The organism is Streptomyces sp. PL-29, assembly GCF_058344425.1.
In genome coordinates, this window is the sequence record NZ_CP136996.1 from 6,263,355 (window position 1) to 6,285,319 (window position 21,965).

Annotated in this window: 16 protein-coding genes; 7 read left to right on the forward strand and 9 right to left on the reverse strand. The window is 70.5% G+C overall.

What is annotated here, in order from left to right; all coding sequences use genetic code 11:
- Nucleotides 1-86: 86 nt before the first annotated feature.
- Nucleotides 87-1,157, forward strand: coding sequence for an alpha/beta hydrolase family protein (locus tag R4Z63_RS28520; RefSeq protein ID WP_384445252.1), 1,071 nt, complete (start codon nt 87-89; stop codon nt 1,155-1,157).
- A 31-nt stretch (nt 1,158-1,188) separates the two neighbouring features.
- Here R4Z63_RS28520 and R4Z63_RS28525 read toward each other — a convergent pair whose 3' ends face one another.
- Together R4Z63_RS28525 and R4Z63_RS28530 are read right to left on the reverse strand one after the other, a co-directional pair.
- Entirely contained in the window at nt 1,189-1,461 is a 273-nt protein-coding gene (locus tag R4Z63_RS28525; protein ID WP_384445250.1) for a hypothetical protein, read from the reverse strand.
- Nucleotides 1,462-1,517: 56 nt separating this feature from the next.
- Complete coding sequence (locus R4Z63_RS28530) at nt 1,518-4,139, reverse strand: AMP-binding protein (RefSeq protein ID WP_384445248.1); 2,622 nt, start codon at nt 4,137-4,139, stop codon at nt 1,518-1,520.
- 238 nt (nt 4,140-4,377) lie between these two features.
- Here R4Z63_RS28530 and R4Z63_RS28535 point away from each other — a divergent pair, with 238 nt between their 5' ends.
- The 6 genes from R4Z63_RS28535 (at nt 4,378) to R4Z63_RS28560 (ending at nt 10,341) form a co-directional block, all read left to right on the forward strand.
- The gene (locus tag R4Z63_RS28535; protein WP_384445246.1) at nt 4,378-5,397 is read left to right on the forward strand and encodes an iron ABC transporter substrate-binding protein; all 1,020 of its coding nucleotides are present in this window, start codon (nt 4,378-4,380) and stop codon (nt 5,395-5,397) included.
- Nucleotides 5,398-5,402: 5 nt separating this feature from the next.
- Nucleotides 5,403-6,992, forward strand: a complete 1,590-nt coding sequence (locus R4Z63_RS28540) for an ABC transporter permease (RefSeq protein ID WP_384445244.1) — start codon at nt 5,403-5,405, stop codon at nt 6,990-6,992.
- Entirely contained in the window at nt 6,989-8,044 is a 1,056-nt protein-coding gene (locus R4Z63_RS28545; protein ID WP_384445242.1) for an ABC transporter ATP-binding protein, read from the forward strand. The genes R4Z63_RS28540 and R4Z63_RS28545 overlap by 4 nt, the downstream gene beginning before the upstream one ends.
- A 632-nt stretch (nt 8,045-8,676) precedes the next feature.
- On the forward strand, nt 8,677-9,423 hold the full coding sequence (locus tag R4Z63_RS28550; protein ID WP_384445241.1) for a hypothetical protein: 747 nt from the start codon (nt 8,677-8,679) through the stop codon (nt 9,421-9,423).
- 40 nt (nt 9,424-9,463) lie between these two features.
- The gene (locus R4Z63_RS28555; protein WP_384445239.1) at nt 9,464-9,862 is read left to right on the forward strand and encodes a roadblock/LC7 domain-containing protein; all 399 of its coding nucleotides are present in this window, start codon (nt 9,464-9,466) and stop codon (nt 9,860-9,862) included.
- Between the two features lie 74 nt (nt 9,863-9,936).
- Nucleotides 9,937-10,341 (forward strand): hypothetical protein, encoded by a 405-nt coding sequence (locus tag R4Z63_RS28560; RefSeq protein WP_037916423.1) that lies wholly within the window; start codon nt 9,937-9,939, stop codon nt 10,339-10,341.
- Nucleotides 10,342-10,612: 271 nt separating this feature from the next.
- Here R4Z63_RS28560 and R4Z63_RS28565 read toward each other — a convergent pair whose 3' ends face one another.
- The 7 genes from R4Z63_RS28565 to R4Z63_RS28595 all read right to left on the reverse strand — a co-directional run bounded on the left by R4Z63_RS28565 (nt 10,613) and on the right by R4Z63_RS28595 (nt 21,910).
- Nucleotides 10,613-11,548 (reverse strand): universal stress protein, encoded by a 936-nt coding sequence (locus R4Z63_RS28565; protein ID WP_384445237.1) that lies wholly within the window; start codon nt 11,546-11,548, stop codon nt 10,613-10,615.
- A 109-nt stretch (nt 11,549-11,657) separates the two neighbouring features.
- The gene (locus R4Z63_RS28570) at nt 11,658-12,458 is read right to left on the reverse strand and encodes a sigma 54 modulation/S30EA ribosomal C-terminal domain-containing protein (protein WP_384445235.1); all 801 of its coding nucleotides are present in this window, start codon (nt 12,456-12,458) and stop codon (nt 11,658-11,660) included.
- 276 nt (nt 12,459-12,734) lie between these two features.
- On the reverse strand, nt 12,735-13,607 hold the full coding sequence (locus R4Z63_RS28575) for a universal stress protein (protein WP_384445233.1): 873 nt from the start codon (nt 13,605-13,607) through the stop codon (nt 12,735-12,737).
- A 1,924-nt stretch (nt 13,608-15,531) separates the two neighbouring features.
- Nucleotides 15,532-16,059 (reverse strand): hypothetical protein, encoded by a 528-nt coding sequence (locus tag R4Z63_RS28580; RefSeq protein ID WP_384445231.1) that lies wholly within the window; start codon nt 16,057-16,059, stop codon nt 15,532-15,534.
- 272 nt (nt 16,060-16,331) lie between these two features.
- Nucleotides 16,332-20,969, reverse strand: coding sequence for a putative T7SS-secreted protein (locus R4Z63_RS28585; protein ID WP_037916432.1), 4,638 nt, complete (start codon nt 20,967-20,969; stop codon nt 16,332-16,334).
- The gene (locus tag R4Z63_RS28590; protein ID WP_384445229.1) at nt 20,970-21,536 is read right to left on the reverse strand and encodes a hypothetical protein; all 567 of its coding nucleotides are present in this window, start codon (nt 21,534-21,536) and stop codon (nt 20,970-20,972) included.
- Nucleotides 21,536-21,910 (reverse strand): hypothetical protein, encoded by a 375-nt coding sequence (locus tag R4Z63_RS28595; protein WP_370466455.1) that lies wholly within the window; start codon nt 21,908-21,910, stop codon nt 21,536-21,538. Before R4Z63_RS28595 ends, R4Z63_RS28590 begins: the two co-directional genes overlap by 1 nt.
- Nucleotides 21,911-21,965: the final 55 nt, after the last annotated feature.

The window sequence follows — 21,965 nt, forward strand, 5'->3', positions numbered from 1 at the left end:
GGTCTACGCATGGCAGTTTTCGTATGAACATAATACGGTCGAATGAAGAACGACCGTTAGTGGATCGATAGTTCTTTGGGGGGCGGATGGAACGCGTGCGTGCGGTGCGCTCGCCGCGGCGGCGCCGGGTGCTGCGGGCCGTGCTCGCGGCGCTGGCCGCGCTGGCCGTCGTGGCGGCGGGTCTGGGCGGGCTGGTGGTGTGGCAGAACACCTACGAACTGCGCGAGGAACAGGTGGTGATACGTCAGGACGGGCGCGCACTGGACGGCGTCCTTGCCCTGCCCGAGCGGGGCAAGGGGCCCTTCCCGCTGGTGGTGTTCGTACACGGTGACGGGCCGGTGGACGCCACCCACGACACCTTCTACCGCCCGATGTGGGAGGCCTTCGCCCGCGCCGGGTACGCCTCGCTGTCCTGGAACAAACCGGGCGTCGGCGGTGCGCCCGGCGACTGGCTCGACCAGAGCATGGACGACCGCGCCGCCGAAGCCGCCGCCGCGATCGCCTGGGCCCGGCAGCGCCCGGACGTCGACGGCGACAGGGTCGGACTGTGGGGTGCCAGCCAGGCCGGCTGGGTTCTGCCCAAGATCGCCGCCAGGGACCGCGGTGTCCGGTTCGCGATCGCCGTCTCACCCGCCGTCAACTGGCACCGGCAGGGCCGCTACAACCTCCTTGCCGAACTGGAGCGGGACGGGGCGTCCGACGCGGAAGTCGCCACCGCCCTGGGCCGCCGCGAGACCGTCCTGGAACTCCTCCGGCGCGGAGCCTCCTACGAGGAGTACCTTCGCGCCGTCGGCGACCCGCAGGGCATGACCGCAGCCCGCTGGCGGTTCGTCTCCAGGAACCACACGGTCGACGCGAGCTCCGACCTGCCGGCCCTGCGCGGCACCCCCGTCCTGCTGGTGCTCGCCGGACACGACCTCAACGTCGACACCGCCGAGACCGAGGCCGCGTACCGCCGCCTGCTGCCCGGACCGGCCCTGCGCGTCGCCCACTACCCCGACGCCACCCACGGCATGGTCGGACATGCCGTGGAGAACTCGCCGCTGCGCCTGGCCCTGACCGCGTTGTGCGCGCCCCGGTCCCTGTTCGCCGAGGGGTTCCTGGCCGACCAGGAGGGATTCCTGGCCGCCGTCGGTGCCGAAGGGGGCGGGGGATGACCACCAGCCACCGCCCCGCGGATCCTCGCGGTCACCCGGGCCCGGCGGCTGCGCCGGAAGGCGGAGGCGTCGTGACGGCCCGCGAGGGTGCGGGCTGCCGCGGGCCCGGCGGCTGCGGCGTCACCCGGTGGTAGGCGGAGCGGGCGTGGGAGAGTCGGGCGAGGACGGTTCCGCTGCAGGCGGCCGCGAGGAGGCACACGATCCGGCCCAGGTCGTAGGGGGCTTCCCAGGTGAGGGTGCCGACGGGGGCGGTGGCGAAGGCGTTGAGGACGAGCCAGCAGAGCAGGGCGGGTCCGTCCGTCACGGCAGAGCCCTCGGTCCTCGTGCACTCGGCCTTCGGCGCACGGGGCGTGCGGGCGCTCAGTGCACCTGCGCGCGCCGGTCGGCGGCGGTCGCCGGTTTCCGCCCGCCGCTCCGGCCGGTGCGCAGGGCGGCCAGGCAGCCGGAGAGGCGGAATCCTCGCGTCAGCCGGGTGACGCCGGCCGCGTAGGCGATGCCGAACACCAGTGAGGCCGCGAACGCCAGGTGCCTGGAGAACCCTGCGATCAGAGGGAAGATCTGCCAGTGCGTCAGGTAGATGTACAGCGAGCTGCTTGCCAGGAGACCGGCCAATCGGTTGACGCGTTCGTGGCCGGGCAGCGCGGGGACCCACACCAGGAGCGCGAAGGCGGCGACGATGATCGCTTCCCGTCCGGGGTCGCCGGGGAAGAAGCCGGGCACCGTCGCCAGCGCCGCGGCGGTGACCGCCAGCCGCCGGCGCGCGGTGGCGGCCTTCGCCGCCGCCCAGCCCAGGGCGAACAACCAGAAGACCGTGATGGCGTCCGGGATCTCGGCACGGGCCGGGAGACCGAGGAGGTCGTAGCGGGTGAGCAGGCCCAGGGCCGCGATCGTCAGCGGCAGGCCGTACGGGAAGCGCCGCTCCACCCGGTCCACGAGGGGCAGGCCGAGGAGGCCGACAGCGGCGACCAGGATGTAGACCAGGGCCTCGATGAACCAGAAGTGCATACCCGTCTTGCTGTCCTCCGGCCCGAGGACGCTGTCGAGCAGGGCGAGATTGGCCAGGGTGTAGTCGTCGTTCAGGAGCAGGATCAGCCCGATCCAGGCGATGCTCGGCAGGGCGACGCGGCCGATGCTGGTCCAGATGCGGCGGACGCGCTCTCGGCGGGCGGCGGCGGTCAGGTGGAAGCGGGCGAAGTTGTAGCCCGCGAGGGCGAGCAGCAAGTGTGCGCCGCCCTTGATCCCGAAGACGTGGATGTGCGAGCCCACGATGCAGAAGATCGCCATGGCGCGCAGGGCGACGCTGGTTTCCAGGGTGCGCCGGTGTGATCCGACCTGCTGCGGCTCGGGCGGCTTGAGCTCGCCGATCGGCGTCGTGTGCCAGTCCGCGGGCAGGTGACCGAGGCGCTCTTCGAGCTGGAGGGACATCTCCACGTACGAGAGCGAGTCGCCGCCCAGACCGACGAAGGTGCTGTTGCGGGTCACCTCCCCCCGGGGCCGGTCGAGGACCGAAGCGTAGAGGGCGCACAGGTCCTCGGAGTCCGTGCCCGCGGCGGGCCCGGTTCCGTGCGGGGCCGCACCGGCGCAGTGGCGTAGTTCGCGCACCGCCCGGTAGTCGGGCTTGCCGGAGGCCAGGCGGGGCAGTTCGGCCACGATGCGGACCTGGACGGCGTGCGCCGGCAGGCCGCACGCGTCCGCCACGAGCTTTCGAATCGGCCCCGTGTCGGCTTCGCGTGCAGCGACGGCTGCGACGACGAGCGCTTCGTCGTCGCCCGCGCACGCGGCCGTGATGCCGTTCCGTGCGAGCACGGTTTCGACCTGACCGGGGTCGATCCGCAGACCGAGGATCTTCACGAATCGGCTGCGGCGGCCCACGATTTCGTAGAGTCCGTCGGGGGAGAGCCGGGCTATGTCGCCGGTGGCGAGCTCGTCCACGGTCCTGCCCAGGGCGAGGTCCTCCGGTGAGTGCGCGTAGCCGAGCATCACATTGGGGCCCGTGTAGACCAGTTCGCCGGTGTCCGCACCGGGCCGGTCGGGGACGGTGCGGAGACGGAAGGAGCCGCCGGGGATCGGTATCCCCGCGGCCCCGGGATGGGTCCGGGTCAGGTGCGGCGGCAGGTAGGCCATGCGGGCGGTCGCCTCCGTCTGGCCGTACATCACGAACAACTCCCAGCCGGCAGCGTGGCCGAGAGCCGCGTAATGCTCGACCCGTTCGGGTGCCAGCCGTCCGCCGGCCTGGGTCACGTAGCGCAGGTGGGGGAGCTCCATCGTGTCGAAGCCGACCCGGTCCAAGAGGTCGAAGGTGTACGGCACGCCTGCGAACGTCGTCCCGTGGCAGCTGCGGAACAGCTCCCAGAAGCAGCTGTCCGCGACGGACAGGCCGGTGAGGATCAGCCCGGCACCCCGCAGCAGATGGCTGTGGATGACAGAAAGCCCGTAGCAGTAGTGCATCGGCAGGGTCGTGGCCGCGCGGTCGGTGTCCCGGATTCCCAGGTACTCGGCGATCGACTCCGCATTGGACTGGAGGTTCTCGTGCGACAGCCGGACGAGCTTGGGCGATCCGGTGGAGCCGGAGGTACTCAGCAGCAGGGCGAGGTCCGGGTGCAGGGTGTGGGCCGAGACCGTGCGCCGTTCGTCGAGCACCCACTTCCCGCCATCGGGACGGGCCACGACGTCCGGGTCGTACGCGTCGATCAGTGACTGCAGGGCCTCGGGGTGGCCGCCGGGCGCGAGCAGGACGGGGTGACCGGAAGCGAGGGCCGCGAGGTGGACGACGAGGGCGTCGAGCGTGTTCGCGCCGACGAGCAGGACCAGGCGGCGTTCCCGTCCGAGGCGGTGCACGGTCTCGTCCACCCGCGCGGCGAGTTCGCGGTACGTCGTCGGGCCGTCGGCGGTGATGACCGCCGTGCGGTCGCCGTGCGCGGCGAGGCCGAGTGCGAACGGGACGGTCCGGGTGTCGGGGAGCAGGTCGGAGGGGGCTGTCACGTGCGCATCTTAGGAAAGGCTTACCTCGGTGGATAGTCACAGAGGTGTCACGGGTCGTCGGTGGGGGCCCGATGAAGATCCTTGGGAAAACAAGCGGTAGGGTCGGCTCCGCCGCCGTCCCGGCGAGGCCTCGGAGCCGCCGGACGTTGTGTGCGTCACTCTTGACCTTTAGGTTAGCTTTACCTTAGCTATGTGGTGTTCGGGATTCATCTCCGCTGCACATGCAGGAAGGCTTTCCATGCGACGCCCCTTGGCCCGACGCTTGACCGCGCTCTTCGCGGCAGCGCTCCTCCTCCCCGCTGTCGCCGGCTGCGGCGTCGACGAGGACGACGCCGGGCTCGTGATCTACTCGGGCCGCAACGAGAAGCTGATCAAGCCGCTCCTGGACGACCTGGAGAAGGCCGTCGGCACCACGGTCGCCGTCCGCTACGGCGAGAGCGCGGAGCTGGCCGCCCAGATCCAGGAGGAGGGCGGCAAGACCAAGGCCGGCCTGTTCTTCTCGCAGGACGCCGGCGCGCTCGGAGCCCTCTCCACCAAGGGGCTGCTGGAGGAACTGCCCCAGGCCTCGCTCGACAAGGTCGACCAGGCGTTCCGCGGCGGCGCGGGTGACTGGGTGGGCACCTCCGGCCGGGTCCGGGTCCTCGCGTACCACCCCGGCCAGGTCGCGAAGGTGCCGGACAGCGTGCACGACCTGGTCAAGCCGGAGTGGAAGGGCAGGGTCGGCTACGTCCCGACGAACGCCTCCTTCCAGGCGTTCGTCACCGGCATGCGCGTCCTCGAAGGCGACGACGCCACCCGGGCCTGGCTCAAGGGACTCAAGGCCAACCAGCCGAAGGTGTACGAGAACAACCTCAAGGTGCTGGACGCCGTGGGCAGGGGCGAGGTCTCCCTCGGCCTGATCAACCACTACTACTGGTACGCGCGGGTCGCCGAGAAGGGCGAGGGCAAGGTCGGCGCGAAGATCCACTTCCTGCCCGGCGGCGATCCGGGCTCGCTGGTCAACGCGGCCGGAGTCGGCGTCATCAAGGGCAGCGACCAGGTGCCGGCGGCCCAGAAGGCCGTCGACTTCCTCCTCTCGGAGAAGGCGCAGAAATACTTCGCCGAGGACACCAAGGAGTACCCCCTCGCCTCCGGCGTCACCAGCACCGTCGAGGACCTGCCGCCGCTGACCTCCCTCGAAGCCCCCCGGATCGACCTCGGCAGGCTCGAATCTCTTCAGGAGACCCTGAAGATGCTGCAGGACGCCGGGATGGTCTGAGCGTCATGCACTCGACGGATCCCGTCTCGCGGACGGATCCGGCCGCCCGCCCGACCGGCGTCACCCCGCCGGCCGGGCGGCCGCGTGCCGGGAGCCGCCCGCCCGCCGCCCTGCTCGTTCCCGCCGCCGTCGCCGCCGTGTTCGCGCTGCTGCCCCTCGGCTACCTCGCCGTCCGCTCCCTGGAGCGCGGTCCCGTCTTCGCCTGGGACGTCATCGCCAACGAGCGCACCGCTCAACTCCTCGGCCGCAGTCTGGGGCTGGCCGCAGTGGTGGTGACCGCAGCGCTGCTGCTCGGTGTCTCGCTGGCCTGGCTCACCGTACGGACCGCGCTGCCCGGCGCCCGGGCCTGGTCGGTGCTGGTGACCCTGCCGCTGGCCGTGCCCAGCTACGTCGCCGCGTTCGCCTGGCTCTCCGTCTTCCCCGACGTCGCGGGCTTCGCCGGGGCCGCGCTCGCCCTGACCCTGGTGAGCTTTCCGTACGTCTACCTCCCGGTCACGGCCGCGCTGCGCGGCACCGATCCGGCACAGGAGGAGGTCTCCCGCTCGCTCGGCCACGGACCGCTGCGGACGTTCCTGCGCGTCACCCTGCCGCAGCTGCGCCCGGCGGCCGCCGGGGGATCCGTCCTGGTCGCGCTGTACGTGTTCTCCGACTTCGGCGCCGTCTCGCTGATGCGCTACGACACCTTCACGCGCGGCATCTACACCTCCTACCGGGCCAGCTTCGATCGCACCCCGGCCGCCGCGCTCAGCGTCGTCCTGGTGGTCATGACCATCCTGCTCGTGGCCGCCGAGGCCCGCACCCGCGGCCGTGCGGGCCATGCCAGGACCGGAACCGGCACCGCGCGCCTCGCGGTCCCCGCACCGCTCGGCCGCTGGCGTGGCCCCGCGCTGCTCTGGTGCACGGCCGTCACGGCCATCGCCGTCCTCACCCCGCTGGCCACGCTCGGGTACTGGCTCGCCGTCGGCGACTCCGCCACCTGGGATCCGGCCGGACTCCTCGACACCGCCGGCACGACCCTCGGCGTCGCCGCCGCCGGAGCCGCGCTCACCACCCTCCTCGCCCTGCCGGTCGGCGTGATCGCGGCCCGGTACCGCGGCCGGACGGCCTCCCTGCTGGAGCAGTCCGCGTATGCCGGGCACGCCCTGCCCGGGATCACCGTCGCGCTGTCCCTCGTCTTCTTCGCGGTCCGGTACGCGGAACCGCTCTACCAGGAACTGCCGCTGCTGGTCTGCGCGTACGCGGTGCTCTTCCTGCCGGTCGCGGTCGCCGGCACGCGTGCGGCCGTGCTGCAGTCCCCGCCGGTGCTGGAGGACGTCGCCCGCTCGCTGGGGCGCTCCCCCTTGAAGGTGCTGCGCGAGGTGACGGTGCCGCTGGCAGCGCCCGGAGTGCTCGCGGGAGCGGCGCTGACCTTCGTGGTCTGCATGAAGGAGCTCCCCGCCACCCTCCTGCTGCGCCCCACTGGCATGGACACCCTGGCCACCCGCCTCTGGACGGAGACCGGCACCGGATCCTTCGCCGCCGCGGCCCCCTACGCCGCGGCGCTGATCCTGCTGGCCGCCGTACCGTCCTACCTCCTCGGAAGGCAGCGCACATGACCGATCTCCAGATCACGGGGCTGGCCAAGGCGTACGGACCGAACGCCACCGTTCTCGACGGACTCGATCTCACCGTCCCCGCCGGAGCCCTCGTCGCCGTACTCGGGCCCTCCGGCTGCGGCAAGACCACCCTGCTGCGCATCATCGCCGGCTTCCTGCGCGCCGACGCGGGCACCGTCACCATCGGCGACCGCACCCTCAGCGGCCCGGGAACGCACCTTCCGCCCGAACGCCGCCGCATCGGGATCGTCCCGCAGGAAGGCGCCCTGTTCCCGCACCTCAGCGTGGCGCGCAACGTCGCCTTCGGCCTGGCCGGCCTGGCCGGCCTGGACCGGGGTGCGCGGCGCCTGCGCGTCGAGGAGATGCTGGAGCTGGTCGGACTCGCCGGCTTCGGCGACCGCATGCCGCACGAGCTCTCCGGCGGCCAGCAACAGCGCATCGCCCTCGCCCGCGCCCTGGCCCCGCAGCCTCAACTGGTACTGCTCGACGAGCCGTTCAACGCCCTCGACAGCGCCCTGCGGTCCGGCGTACGCGCCGACGTGCGGGCCGCCCTGCAAGCGACCGGAGCCACCGCGGTACTGGTCACGCACGATCAGCAGGAGGCCCTGTCCGCGGCCGACCTCGTCGCCGTCGTACGGAAGGGGAAGGTGGCCCAGTGCGACACGCCGCACGAGATCTACCGCCGCCCCGCGGACCCTTGGGTGGCGGCCTTCGTCGGTGACGCGGTACTCGTCGCGGGCACCGTGGACAGGGGCACGGCGACCACCGCGCTCGGCCGCGTCCGGCTGGCCGACCCGCCCGGAGGCGTACGTGAGGGCACGGTGCTGCTCCGGCCCGAACAGATCCAGCTGACCGACACCACGTCGGCGGAGGCCCGCGGCACGGTGACGGACGTCCGGTACTACGGCCACGACGCGATGGTCACCGTCACCCTGGACGGGGTGGAGGCACCCATCGACGTCCGCGTTCCGGGTCCCGCACCCGCGTCCCCCGGTGAGCGCACCGGCATCAGGGTCACGGGAGAGGCGACCCTCCACCCCACCCCCGCGTGACCATTCGTCCGCCGGGGCCCGCGGGCCGGGCGACCAGCCGGTAGGGGACAACGGCGAGCGAAACGTCCGGGCGTCCGGCGCCGCCCGGCCTGTCGTCCACGAGGCGGGCGGCGCCGGGGTGCACTGTTCACTCCGGTGTCGGTCCGGGCTGCCCGCCGGACGCGCACATCGGGCGTTGCCTCCTGCCCGGCGCCCCCGGACGGCGTCGGGCATTGCCATGACCGCAGGCGAGCAGGCGAGCAGGCGAGCAGGCCAACAGGTGAGCAGACGCGGCGGGCCGCTGCCAGGATCAGTGGGGCGGGGAGCGTCATGAACGATGCACAAATGGTCGGTTGACGTCATAAAGCGATCATTGCTGAGACTTTTCATCGGATGATCGGCCCGTCTGGATACAGTGCGATCACCGGGCTGGCGCAGGTGGTTCCCAGTCGCGGCGTCCACGGAGAGCGGCTGATTGCAGGAACATGTCAGACATTGATGTACCGGCACCACGCCGGAAACCATCAAGAGCGACGGGGCTCGACCTGGCCAGGGCACTCACCGAGGTGTCGCAGCGCCGGCTCTCCGGGGCGCTGGTGGTGTCGGGGGAACCCGGAGGATCCTTCCATATCCGGTGTGGTGCCCTCGTCGAAGTGGCTTCACCCGGGGCCCCGGGAGTCGAGACGCTGCTCCTGCGATCGGGCCGGGTGACCGAGGCCGACTGGGTGTCGGCCACCCGGTCGTGTGCCGCGGACGGCCGGGTCGGGGCTTTGCTGATCGCCCAGGACCTGGTCGGCAGTGCGGAACTGCAACTGATGTGTGTGATGGCCGCGCTGGACGGAGCGCTGGCCTTGGGGATGGGCCGGATCGACGGCTTCACCTTCGAGCAGGATGCCGATGCCTGCCGCCTGGCTGCCCCGGACGGCATCGAGCCGGAATGGCTGGTGGAAGAGGCGGGAAGGCGGATCCGGGTCCTCGGCGCTCTTGCGCAGCGCCTCTCCCCGTTCCGCAGCCGGCTTGCCCGGACTCTTGCCGGCTCGGCACGGCTCGCCGACACGGCCGCAGGTGAGCGCAGGGAGATCCTGCTGCGGGCGAACGGCCGCCGCACCGTCCGGGACATCGCTTTCCTGCTCGGCCGGAGCCTGTACGCCGTCACCGTCGAGGTCTCGCGTCTGATGGGCGAAGGCCTGATGGAGACGGTGGTACCGGGCGGGGTGCAGAGACCCGCACTACCGGTCCCGGATCCCGATCCCATCGGCAGCCGGACGGCGCAGAAGCAGCTGCCGCAACGCCGTCCCGGTGCGAGCGGCATCAACGAGGTGCTGCCACTGAGGCCTGCGGCCGAGTGCTGGCGGCCCCCGCCGACGCTCCTGGCCGAGCCCCCGGCCGGGAACCGTTGAGCCCTCTGACACGTACCACGCCAAGCACAACAGGAGAATCGTGACAACCAGGAATGCGCAGCTCGTCACCGAGATGCGGGAGCTGCGGGACCGGGTCGTCGGCGTCACCGACGTCGTGGTGGCCTCCGCCGACGGTCTGCTGATCACGGCCGAGACCGACGACGTCGCGGACCCGGAGTGCCTGGCCGCGCTCACCGCGGCGACCCTCAGTATCGCCCGCAGGGCCGGGGCCATGACGAGCAAGGGGCTGCTCCACCACACCGTGTCGCGGTACACCGACGGCTACCTCGTCGCCCAGGCCGTCGGAGACATGGCCCTGATCGGGGTGCTCGGCGACGCCGGCCTGGACATCGCGCGCCTCCATGCCGAGACCCAGGCCTCCCTACAGCGCCTGGCCGCACTTCTCACCTCTGCGGACACGCAGGCCGAGGACCGCTGACCGGTGTGCTGGAACAACGACACAGACAACGAAGGAGCACGATGAGCGGCGCAGGGGCCCAAGGACGCCAGAGCATGTCCGAGCAGGTCACGAGCCTGGTCAAGAGGATGCGCGCGGAGGTTCCCGACTGTGTGGCTGCGGGAGTCATCGACATGTCGACCGGCATGCTGCTGTCCGTGGAGACCGTCGACTCCCATCCGGCGGAAGTCCTCGACATGCTGGCGGCGGCGACCCTGGACATGTTCCAGGGCCGCAATGTGGTGATGATCGAAGGGATCTTCAAGGAGCGTCGCGGGATCGTGAGCGACCGTCACTACTTCCAGGAGATTCTGGTCAACAGCGACAACCTGACCCACCTCTTCATGCGGATCGACAGCGCCGACGAAGTGGTCGCCGTGGTCGTCTGCCGCAAGACCGTGAATGTGGGGATGCTCTTCGCCCAGGCCCGCAGGGTCCTGCGGGAAAACGGGCAACTGTAGGCCGGGACACCGGCGACCCCGCCCGTGCCGCTCCCCTGGCCGGGCGGGTGTCCGCACTCAGATCGCGGACACCCGCTCCGCACGCCCATCCCGGCCGCCCCTCCGCGGGGAAGCGATGCCCCCGCGCGCCGTCGCGCGCGGCGTGCCGCACCGCTGCCCGTGGCCGCCGTACCACGCGCCGACGCATCAGCGCCGGTTCGCCCTGCGACTCCTGGTGCCGGTGAACGAGGCGGACCGCCGAGGCCCCGCGTCACGGTGCGGCCCGCGACGCTCAGAGGTGAGGGACGACCGCCACGGGCGTCCTGGCGTGGTGCAGCACCGCGTGCGTGACCGGGCCGATGTGCGCTCCGACCGCCGCCCGGCGTATGCGCCGTCCGACGACCAGCAGCGAGGCGTCCTCCGACGCTTCCACAAGATGGCCCGCGGGTCGGCCCACCATGCACTGCTCCTTGACCTCGACCTGGGGGAACATGCCCCGCCACGACCGCAGGACGTCGGTGAGCACGCCCGCCTCACGGAGTCCCAGCGCGACACCGTGGCCCGGGTCGGCCGCCCCGGGGTCGTACCCCTCGACCACCGGAACGCTCCAGCCGTGCACAACCCGCAGAGCGGCCGTTCGGGCAGCGGCGGCTTCGAAGGCGTAGGCGAGCAGCTCGTCACACGGCCTGGAGAGGTCGAGGCCGAGCACCACGTCGCGATACCGCCCCTCGTGCTCCTCTTCGTTGTCGTTCCAGGGCCGCAGTTCGTCCTCGGCCCGCTCCCCGGCCCGTACGACGACGACCGGGCGCTCGGCGCGCGCGATGACGGGGAAGGACACCGATCCGGCCAGGAAGCCGGCCAGGCTCCCCAGCCCTCGTGAACCCATGACCAGAACCTCCGCCTTCTCGGCGGCCGAGAGCAACACCGCTGCAGGGCGGCGGCCGTTCACCTGCTCGACGGTGATCTCCAGACCGGGGTGTCGCTCCCGCAACCGGTCGGACGCGTCGTGGGGGAGCCGCCGGGCCCACTGCTGCCCGGCGGTCGATCCTCCATCGGGCAGCGTGTTCACTCCGGCGTAGGGAGCGTGCGCGAACTGCTGTGACCAGTCCTGCAGAACGTGCACGACGTGCAGGGGCAGACGGCGCATCCGCGCCTCGCGGGCGGCCCACTCCGCGGCGGCCAGCGATGCGGCCGAGCCGTCCACGGCGGCGATGACGGTACGTAACATGGTTGCTCCGGGGGAAGGGACTTCGGATGGGTGGCGGGAGCGGGCCGGCGACCGGCCGGAGGAGCACGGCACGGACCGGGCCCGTGCCGGCGGCGCAGCCCGGAACGTGTCACCGCGACGGCGTGATCAGCCCGTAGTGGCCGTCGTAGCGGTGGTAGAGCACGACGCCGCGGCCGGTGGCCGTGTCCTTGAAGAAGACGAAGGGCAGCCCGGTGAGGTGCAACCGTGAGACGGCCTCGGCCACACTGCTGGTCGGCACGGGAACCGTGCTCACCCCGAGCAGGCCGTCGACCTCCCGTTCCTGGCCCAGGGGTGCGAGCGAAGCCATGCGGTGCCGCCCGGTGAGGGCGTCGCGGTAGACGACGCTGTCGCGCCCGGAGGCCAGGTCCGTGAAAAGCCAGAAGTCGTGGTCCATGGCTTCCAGGTCGATCACGGCGTCCTCGGGCGTCTGGCGGTCCAGGCTGAAGGACTTGTGCCGCACGATGCGGCGCTCCTCGGCGGGAAGGTGATGACGGTGCGGGCGCGGGCCGTGGTCGGGGCCGGCCCACCCTGCCCGCGTGTGCAGGTCGCTGCCGTGAAGGCCGGCCCCGACCACGGCCCGCCGTGGCCGGGCCAGCCTGGCGGCCAGGCGCTTCTGCAAGAGGTCGACCGCTTCGAACATGGTGCTCGCGGTCACGTGGGCCCGTACGGGCCGGCCGTTGACGTCCACCACGGCCTGAGCCGTGGCCGGACGGATCACCGACGTGTTGGCGGCTTGCGTGAGCTTCACCCGCGCGGCCAGCACCGGTTCGCGTACGTGGCCGATCACCGCGAGGACCTTCTCCTCGGCGTAGACGTCCGCGCCATCGGGCACCTGCCCTCGGTTGCGGACCTTGACGTCGGCTGTCCGGCTGGCCCTGAGACCGCTCATGAGAACTCCTCCTCGATTGCTCCCAGCCTGTCGGCCGGCGGCCACTCCGGGGACAGAGCCGTCCGGGGCCCGACCACAGGGCCACTGGTACCCGCACCATCCGCGAGCCCGGGACTTCCGGACGGCCGGACCGGGCCGTTCGGCCTGTAGGCCACGCACGGGTGAGTCGACGGGCCCCGACCCCACACCGCGTGGCGTCCCGGCGGCGCGGCGTGGGGCGGAGCGCGGCGGCGAGCGGGCCCCGGTCGCCTTGCCCGCGGCGGTGGGGCGGGGACATCAGGCGTGCGGCACGACGGCGACGGGGCAGCGGGCGTGGTGCAGCGCCGCGTGAGCGACCGACCCGATACGCGTACCGACGGGCGTGCGGCGTGCCCGGCGACCGACCACGAGCAACTGCGCGTTCGAGGCTGCCGACAGCAGCACCTGCCCACCGCTGCCGATCTCGACGTGCTCGACGACCGGCACGTCCGGGTACCGTGCGCGCCAGGGAGCGAGTGACCGCGCCAGCGCCTTCTGCTCGAACGGCTCCAGCCCTCCGGCCTCGTCGACCACGCGCATCTGGCCCGGCCCGTAGGCGTAGACGGGCGGCAGGCTCCAGGCCCGTACCGCTCGAACGGCGGCGCCGCGCGCGGCCGCAGCCTCGAAGGCGAATGCGAACACCGCGTCGCTGTCCTCAGGTGTCCCCTGCTGGCCCACGACGACCTCGCCGCCCTCCGGGGGAAGCACCGTGCCGTCCCCGGTCCGGACGGACACCACCGGCCGGTTCGCGGAGGCGATCACCTGCTGTCCGTACGAGCCCAGAAGGAAGCCCAGCAGAGCGCCGTGCCCGCGCGACCCGAGCACCAGCATGTCGGACCGTTCCGCCTCACGGACCAGTGCGGCGACCGCGGTGTCGTGCACCACCTCGGCCGTGACGGTCAGTTCCGGGTGCCGTCCGGCCACGTGCGCCTCGGCCTGACGCAGCACGGCGTTGGCGGACTCGGCCTGGGCCGCCTCGTCCTGGACGACGGGTACGTCCAGCGGGTGCCACAGCCAGGCGTGCACGATGCGCAGCGGAACCTGGCGGAGCCCGGCCTCGCGTGCAGCCCAGTCGGCCGCAGCCAGACTTTCCTCCGATCCGTCCACTCCGACGGTGATAGCGCGGGTCATGGGGGCTGCCTCCCTGCGGTTCGACGGGCCCGGCCGGTCCGTTTCCGGGCCGCCGGCCTCTTCTCCTCCCCAGCATTGGCGGGACGGGCGCCGCCGCAGAGGGCCACCTGGCCCTCCGTCCCCGCCGTTCGGCCGCGATCCCTGTCCTGATCCCGGCCGAGTGCGGTGCTGCGGGCGACGGTCCGATCGGCCGCCTGGCCGGCGCTGTCACGACCGGGTCGACGAGGTAGAGGTCCCTTCCCATGACGGACGTGACCCTGTCGGAGGGGTAGACGTGCGTTCCGGTGTGTACCGTGCTGAGCAGGGCGACGAGGTTTCGCTCACCGACTCACCCATGCACCCGGTCCGGGCGCTTCGGCATACCGTTGCAGCGTGCGGTGATCACACCGATTACGTTCCCCGGCAGCAGGTCCCGGCGGACCGCGACCACGTCGGCCAAGCGGTTGGACCGCTCGTATCGCTCGCAGAGAAGGACGACCCCATCGCTGTCCGGTCCCATGCGGGGGTGGCTTCCCGCAGGCGCGTTCCGCCCACTCCACGCCCCGACCGGGCGGCCCGCCGTCTCCGGCTCCCTGGAGACCACCAGGGTCGGCTTCCGGCTCGTGATCGCGAACAGCGCAGTTCTGGGCGGTGCCTGCGCTGTCTGGTGATGCGTCAGAAGAATCGGCGGGAGGTCGGTAGGAGTCCTGAAAGACCCGGGAACAGCTGACCGAAGATGCGCATGGTTGTAGGCTGCCGGGACGCCCTTGACCTGCAGGAAGCAGGCAGGGAGCAGACGAACCGGGAGTTTCCGCATGCTGCGCACCATGTTCAAGTCCCACATCTGACATCTGGACGTTTCCGCAGGTCAATGGCGTGGTAGCCGGGCTCTGGTCAGCAAATGGTCAGCAAATGGTCAGCAAATGGTCAGCATCAGCCCTTTGAGTTGTTCGCGGGGCACGCCAGTCGGCAGTCGCGCATGTTGCTGGCGCAGGGCCGTCCCGGCGCGTCGTAACGGCCCGCTGTCGCGTGGAACCCGACGTCGGTGAGGCCGCGCCCGGCCGTCCTCGCCAGCGACACGGGTGCAGTCATCCACCGGACGACGGCGGCGACAGCCCTCGTCTCCTTAGCCTCGCGCTTTCACGAGGTGGGGTGTCCGAGGCTTGATCAAATAAGCGGAGAGTGCTACTGAACTGCAACGATGGGACTTGTCTAAGGGTCCTGTTGGCTGCACGGAAAGAAGCACTCTCCAGGTGAAGAAGCGTATCGGGTCGTACCCGCGTGTCCGCATCGAGGGCGGCGGCCGCGCGATGGTGTCGCAGGCCGGGGGCGTGCTGCCCTCTCTGTCAGCCTTGAGTGAGACGTCCCGCTTTGTCGGGTTAGCCTGAGAGGGTTCGAGTCTTTCAGGCACATATGGCTGAGCTCAAGGCCTGGGGGGTCAGCCAGGGCATTCCCGGGGCCTGCCCGGAGGTACTGGGGCGTCCTTTCACGGGCCCGGGCCTGAGCAGTGGTGGGCCGAGCTGCGCAGCGTGCTCGACGTCCCGGCTGCGGTGCCGGCGGGGCGGGAGGCGGTCCGGACGCTGGATGCGCCGTTCGTTCCCGTTCTCCCTCGGCGTCGACGACCTCGGCCGCATGGTGCTCGCGGGGCCTGCGCTGCTCCTGGACTCCTCCGTCGAAAGCGCTGCGCGCCGGCCGACGGAGGAGGTGTGTATGTGGTGGTCCGCAGCCACCCCGCCGTCCTCGCCGGTTCGACGACCGGGGGCGGAGGTTCCCGCCGCCATGGGCCTGCGCCGGAGCGGAGGCGGGCGCCGGCGATGTCGCCGCGCTCGGTGACCTCCTGGCGCTGGCTGCCGCGTGCTTCCCCGGCCCTGGTCCGAGGCCGGGTCCGCGCGACGGGCGGATCGCGGCCCCGTCTCCCCGTGACCTCGCTCTCGTCGCGGCTCGCTCAGAGCCGGTCGGCTTGCTCGTGCCGGAAGCCCTCCCAGGCCGCGCGCACACCTGCCTCGACCTCGGCATCGTCGAGATCTCCGGGCTCGGCGAATTCAGGGTCGTAAGCGTAGTCCTCAAGGATCATGAATACCCGGTCGAAGAGATCGCTGAGAGGCCCTTGGATGCGTTCGCCGTTCGCAAGGGAAGCGCGTCGAGCTTCCCACCAGCCGTCTGCGAAGTCGCGTGCGCTGCACGTTCCGGCGGTGAGGGCGTCCAGTAGCGTCACATGTCGCGCCGCAGCACTCGACGGGTCGATGTCGTCCGTGCGGGACGCTGTCCTGTGCTCAGGCGCATATGCGGCGGCCACTGCCGGCAGGTGGGGGTGGCGGTCCGCGAGGGTGCGCGCATACCGGCCGAAGCGTGCGCGTGCCGTATCGGCGCCTTCGCCGACTGCGGCTGCCATGAACGGCGCGGTTCCCGCGATCAACGCGTAGCCCGGTTCGGGGAACAGAACGGCTCCCTGCAGATCGGGTGTGCTGAGCAAGAACGGAGGGGGGACCTCCAATCCGGGTGCGGGGGCGGTCGGCCGGAACTCCGCACCTGCCGTTTCCCTGAGGCTGCCCGCGAGCTGAGAGGCAAGCATGTTTGCTGCACCGACCGCGCGGCACCCCGCCGCGATCCGACGAGCCAGCGCCGCATCGAGGCGGACACCTGCAGGCAGCGGTGCCACGGACTTGTCCCGCAGCCAACTCGGGGCGAAAGCCCCGTCCGAGCCGAGGACGCCCCGCGGATCGGAAGCCTTGTACTCTGAACCAGTCACCACAGAAACCCTTTGTCGATGATTCCCTGGAACTGTTTATCGCCCAGCTTCCAGGCAGACCAGAATGTACCATCGGCGTGCAGCATGACCATCTTCTGGGATGCCGTATCGATGAATCCGACGGCTTGCCCCTGGCCTCTGTAGTCGAATCGGTAAATCTTTGTTCCGTCGGCTGTCATATGTTCACGCATGGCCTGTTCGAACCGCTGCAGATTTGCCTTGTTCAGATTTCCGGGGTTGTCCAGGAAATCCCCCGCATGAGCGTGGAACTTTTTACTCATGACCTTCTGGGAGGAGAAGTCGGCCTTCTCCTCCCAAGCACCCCGCGGACACGGGGCAAGCCCCAGGGGATCGGTCCAGGAGTGAGGATTTTCCACATACGTGGCGGGGTTGGGGGCAGGACCCAGTCCCAGCGGGTCGAGTGTGAGATAGCGAGCAGTTTCCGGGTCGTAGTGGCGGAAAACGTTGTAGTGGACGCCGGTCTCGGGGTCGTAGTACTGACCAGGGAAGCGCAGGGGGGTGTACGCGCCGCTGTCGCGGGCCCAAGCGGTGGTGCCCCACAAAGTGGCCCGGCTGCGCCATGCGATGTCGCCCGCTTCGTCGATGAGTTCGGTGGGCGTGCCGACGAGATCCGTGGCGATGGCAAAGAAGCGGCGGTCGATCTCCTCCTGGCGGTCGTCCGCCGTGAGGATGCGCTCGGTCTGGGACAGGGGAGTGTCGCCCAGATGGTCCCAGGTGAGGGTGACCGTGTGAGGCTGGTCCGGCCGGTGGCTGGCTTGCTCGCACAGGGTGAGGCCGTCCCAGGTGAACCGGATCTCCTCGGCCACGCTCTCGCCATCGGCAGCCAGAAGCTGTTTCGCGGTGCGCCGGCCGAGGGGGTCGTAGCGGTACCTCCAGCGGGCGCCGTCCGGGGTGGTCACCGCCGTGAGGCGGTCCTCCGCGTCCCACGTGTAGCGCCAGGTGTCCGGCTTACGGGAGAGCCGAGGCTTCTGGCGGAGGGTGACCCGGCCGAGCGCGTCGTGCTCGAAGCGGACGTCCCCGGCACGGTCGAGAGCCGTGCCGGTGTAGGTGCGCGGCCCAGTAGCCTCCCCACCGGGATGGCCTGTCGGCCAAGACGCCCACGTCTGATTGCCGGTGTCGTCGTACGCGTACCGCTCCGTCCAATCCTGGGCGTGCACGGCGGTGACCCGGCCCGCACGGTCGAGGTCGAAGGTACGTGTGCCGGACATTCCGTCCGTGACGGAGAGGAGGCGTCCGTCGGCACGGTAGGCGTAGGCGCGCCGGTTGACGGAGCGCTCTCCGGCGGTGACGTGCTGTGCCGAGAGCCTGCCGACTGCGTCCCACGCGGACGTCATGGTGACCGTGTCGCCGAAGACACGCTCCAATTCGCGCCCGGCGTTGTCGTGGGAAAAACCTACGCGCCGGCCTCCGGTGATGAGCGATTGGACTTGCCCGTCCGCACCGTAGGAGTAGGAGGTCGCATGGCCCGTAGGTGTGACTCGGCTTGTACGGCGGCCCAGGACGTCGTAGGCGTAGCTCATGGGGCGGCCGTCGACCAGCTCGGTCTTGGTGAGTCCGCGACGGTCGTACTGGTAGCGAAGCTCCGCGTCCGGTCCGACTGCCTCCAGCAGGCGTCCGGCCCTGTCGTAGGCGTAGGTCGTCGCCCGGCCGTCGACGCATTTGCGGACGACCTGGCCGAGCTGGTCGCGTTCGAAAGCGATCGTCCCGCCGAGCACGTCCGCGCGGGCCGCCAACCGGCCTGCGGCGTCCATCCGGTAGGTGAGCGTACGGCCGTCGAAGTCGGTTTCGGCGATGATGTTGTCAGCGGCGTCGTACGTGTAGGTCCACCCCCGCCCCCGGGGATCCGTGACACGCGTCAGGCGCAGGGCGGCATCATGCTCGAATTCGTAGCGTGCGCCGTCGGGCCCGGTGCGGGCGACCGGTAGGTCGAAGTGGGTGTACTCGAAGCGGGTGACCCCGCCCGCCGAGTCGGAGCGGGTCAGCAGGTTGCCCTCGCCGTCGTACGTCCACGACTCCGTGGCCCCGTCCGGGCCGGTACGCCGGGCGAGTTGCCCGTCGGTGTGCCACTCCAGGCGGGTGACGCCGCCCTCCGGATCGGTGAGGCGGACGGGACGGCCGAGGACATCCCGTTCCGTCAGAGTCACGGCTCCGGTCGGAGCGGTCACCCTCAGAGACAGTCCAGCCGCGTCGCACACGACGCTGCTCGTCGCTCCTTCGGCGTCTGTGACTGACGCGAGGCGGCCGGCGTGGTCATACGTGTAGCGAGTGATGGCGCCGGCCGGGTCGGTGACTGCTGTGAGGTTGCCACGTTCGTCGTACTGCAGAAGCGTGCGCGCGCCGTCCGACGAGACGACCTCTACGGGCAGCCCGAAGATGCCGCGGACGGTGCGTAGCTCGTTCCCGTCAGGGCGCACGGCACGGACGAGCCGACCGTCCTCGTCGTACGAAAAGGTTGTCGTGTGGCCCAGGGGGTCGGTGCGGGACAGCAGGTTGCCGCGAGGATCGTATGCGTAGCGGGTGCTGTGGCCGAGCGGGTCGGTCACGGCCAAGAGCTTGCAGCCGGGGCCGAATACGTGGCGTGTTGCGTGTCCGTCGGGTGTGGTCAGCGTGGTGGTGTGGTGGCCCGTTGCAGGGTCAGGGTCGGTGTAGGCCAGAGTGAGGCGGACGTGTCCGGCTTCCCCGCCCTCCGCCACCACACGGTCGCGGTCGTCGTAGACGTAGTCATAGCGGCTGCCGTTGGAATCGATCCAGGCGATGACGCGGCGGCGGTCGTCGTAGACGAAGGTGGTGGTGGCGCCCGAAGGCTTCGTGACCGTGGCGAGGTTGCCCTCCTCATAGCCGTAGTTGATTAGGAGCAAGTCGGCATCGGCTTCGCCTGCGCCGGCCAGGGACACGGCGGTGATCAAGCCGTTGGATGCCGTCAGCTTCAAGTGGTGCCCGGCCGAGTGCACCAGTGCCGACGGCAGACCGTCCTCTGCACGGTCGATGGCGATGGTGTGGCCGTTGCGGTCGGTGACTTCGGTCAGCCAGGCTTGACCGTCGTCTCCGGGTTTGCTGCCGGACGGCGAGGTGAAGCGACGAACCACCCCGTTGTCGGAGTCGGTGACCGTGTAGTCGCCGACGGCATCACGGGCCAGAAGAGTGCGCGCCCTTCGGTGCTCCGGCTGTGTGGGCAGGCCCGGAGCCGGATGCGGGTAGGTGATCAGCAGGCCTTCGGCAGTGATGTGCACGACACCGGTCGCATCGATCTCCAGGCGCTCGTCGACGGTGGACGTCCACGCAGCCCCCAAGAAGCGGCCGACCATGCAACCGGATTCCGTGCGGCGGGTGAAGACGAGGGGCAGGATGCCGGGCAGCTCGACATCGGTCTGTGGCAGGAACATACGACCGGTGGCGAGGTCCACCGGGTCGCCGCCCACGGTGCGGTCGCCGTCCGCAGTGCTATGGGCCCCCTCCGGTCCGTCCTCTGCGAGTCTGCGTGCCCGCGTGGCAGAGGCTGCGTCGTCGAGGTGCTTGGCGGTGGTGGTGAGCTTCTTGGCGGCGCCGGTGCCCTTGGAGCCGATGACTTCGGGTATGAGCTTGCCGAGTCCCTCGAAAGGGTCCTTCATGAACTCGTCGAGCATTTGCTTGCCGGCACCCCACGGGTCGTTGGCCATGACGACGAGGCCGGCCGCGGTCGAGTTCAAGTTGGTGCGGTACTCGGCCGGGTGGGTCAGGTTGTACGGGTCGAACGGGTTCAGGCTGCGGCCGAAGTTGGCCATGCCAGCAGTGCCCTTGAGCACACCGCCGACCAGGTGCGTGGAGGCCAGGTCGAGGTAGTCGAGGCCGTCGCCGAGCTGCTTGCTGTACGACGGCTTGGGCGGGGCGGCATCCCGCGCCGTACGGACGGCCGCCGCGGCGGTCTCGGCCTGCTCGTTGCGCTGTCTGCGGGCGCTGTTGAGTTTCTCCTGCGCTGCCTTGGCCATCTCCTTCCCGGGGTCGGGGTACGTCTCCGACGGCCGCGGCGGCAGGTGCTCCGACTTCGCCCTCACAGCGTCGTTGTAGGTCGTGCGGAGCTTCTCGTGCGTGTCGAACGCGTCCTGGGAGGCCTTCAACGCCGCTTTGTAGTCCTCCAGCGCCTCTTTGGCCTTGCCCTGGGCCCACTCGACAGTCTCTGCGAACCGGTTCATGGAGCTGGCGGCCTTGCCGAAAGCGTCAGCCGCCTTGAACCAGCGTGGCGGCTCCTTCGCGACGGACTCCCGGAACGCGGTGGCTGCCGCTCCCTTGAGCCCGTCGGGCTCGGTGAGGTTCTTCAGGCCGTTGCCGACAGATTCAAAAGCCGCCTTGAAGTCGGTCAGGTGGGCGACTTGCTCCCGGATCTTGGCAGCACTGCCGTAGACCAGCCGCTTCGGGTCCTCGGTCTGGCCGAGTTCGAGTTCGGCGACATCCGCGCCGAGCTGGTTCGCGGCGGAGCGGCTCTTGTCGCGGACCCAGTTGCCCGCATCGTGCGCGCCAATGTCGTCGGCGAATTCGGCAGCCTTGTCACCGCCCCATTCGACGAAGTCACCGACGTCCTCGGCACGATCCTCGATCCAGTCTTCCGCCGAGTCCGGAACGAAATCCCGCCAGCCCATCTATCCGTTCCCCCCATCGTGCCCGCGGGACTGGTCCAGCAGGTCCTTCAACGAGCCGATCCTGCCGCTCGAGGTCACCGTGTCCTTGGTGTCCGACCAGGTCTGCTCCATGTCCTTGTCGCTCTTGTCGAACGACTCATCGCTGTAGTCCGGCTTGAAGACGTCCGCGCGGAAGATGTCGCCCCACTTCTTCTGCTCGATCTCGTCCTCGCCGGCATATGGGTTGCCGTATGCGGCGTTCACGGCGACCTTGAAGGAGCCCTGGATGTATTGGTCCTCCTCCCACAGTGTCCCTGCCGCGATCCCCAGGTTCGCCGCGAGCGTCGACGCGTCCTGCACCAGGGCGCGCACCCCCCACTCCCAGCGCTCGCAGAAGTCCTCGAAGTCCGCTGCCAGCCCTGCGTGCCCGGTCTCCATCCCCGTCATCGACAGGTTCTCGAAGCCCGCGCCCTGCGAGGCACCTGCCGCGTCCCCGGATTCACGCAACTCCGATATCGCCGCCCGCAGGCCGGTCTGGATCGCCGCGACCGCCTGCGGCGAGACCTCGAGGTCACCGTCGCCCGCCATCAGACCCTCACTCCGCGGTCACTGTGGGTGTCCTGCCCCAGGTCCACGGCGAACGGAGCCGGGACGATCCCGGAGACCGGCGGGAACAGCATCGCCCCGTCTCCGTCCGCCACGTTGACCGCGACCCCCATCGGACGATCCGACTGCGGCACGACCGCATCCACCAGCCGGCCGCCGAGCATCACCAGATACGGCCACTCCCGATCCCCCTCACCACGCGCCCGTACGAACCGTGCAAGGGAGTCCTCGTCCGTGAACGCGTACAGCCATCGGACACCACCCGACAGCGCAGACATCAGCCCACCCTGGACACCGGAACCGGTGCTGCCGTCCGTGCGCGGGAGCAGGAGCAGGGCCCTTCGAAACTCACCCACCAGGCGCCCAGGATCCCCCCTCTCCTCCCGGTACGCCGCAATCTCCGCAACTAGT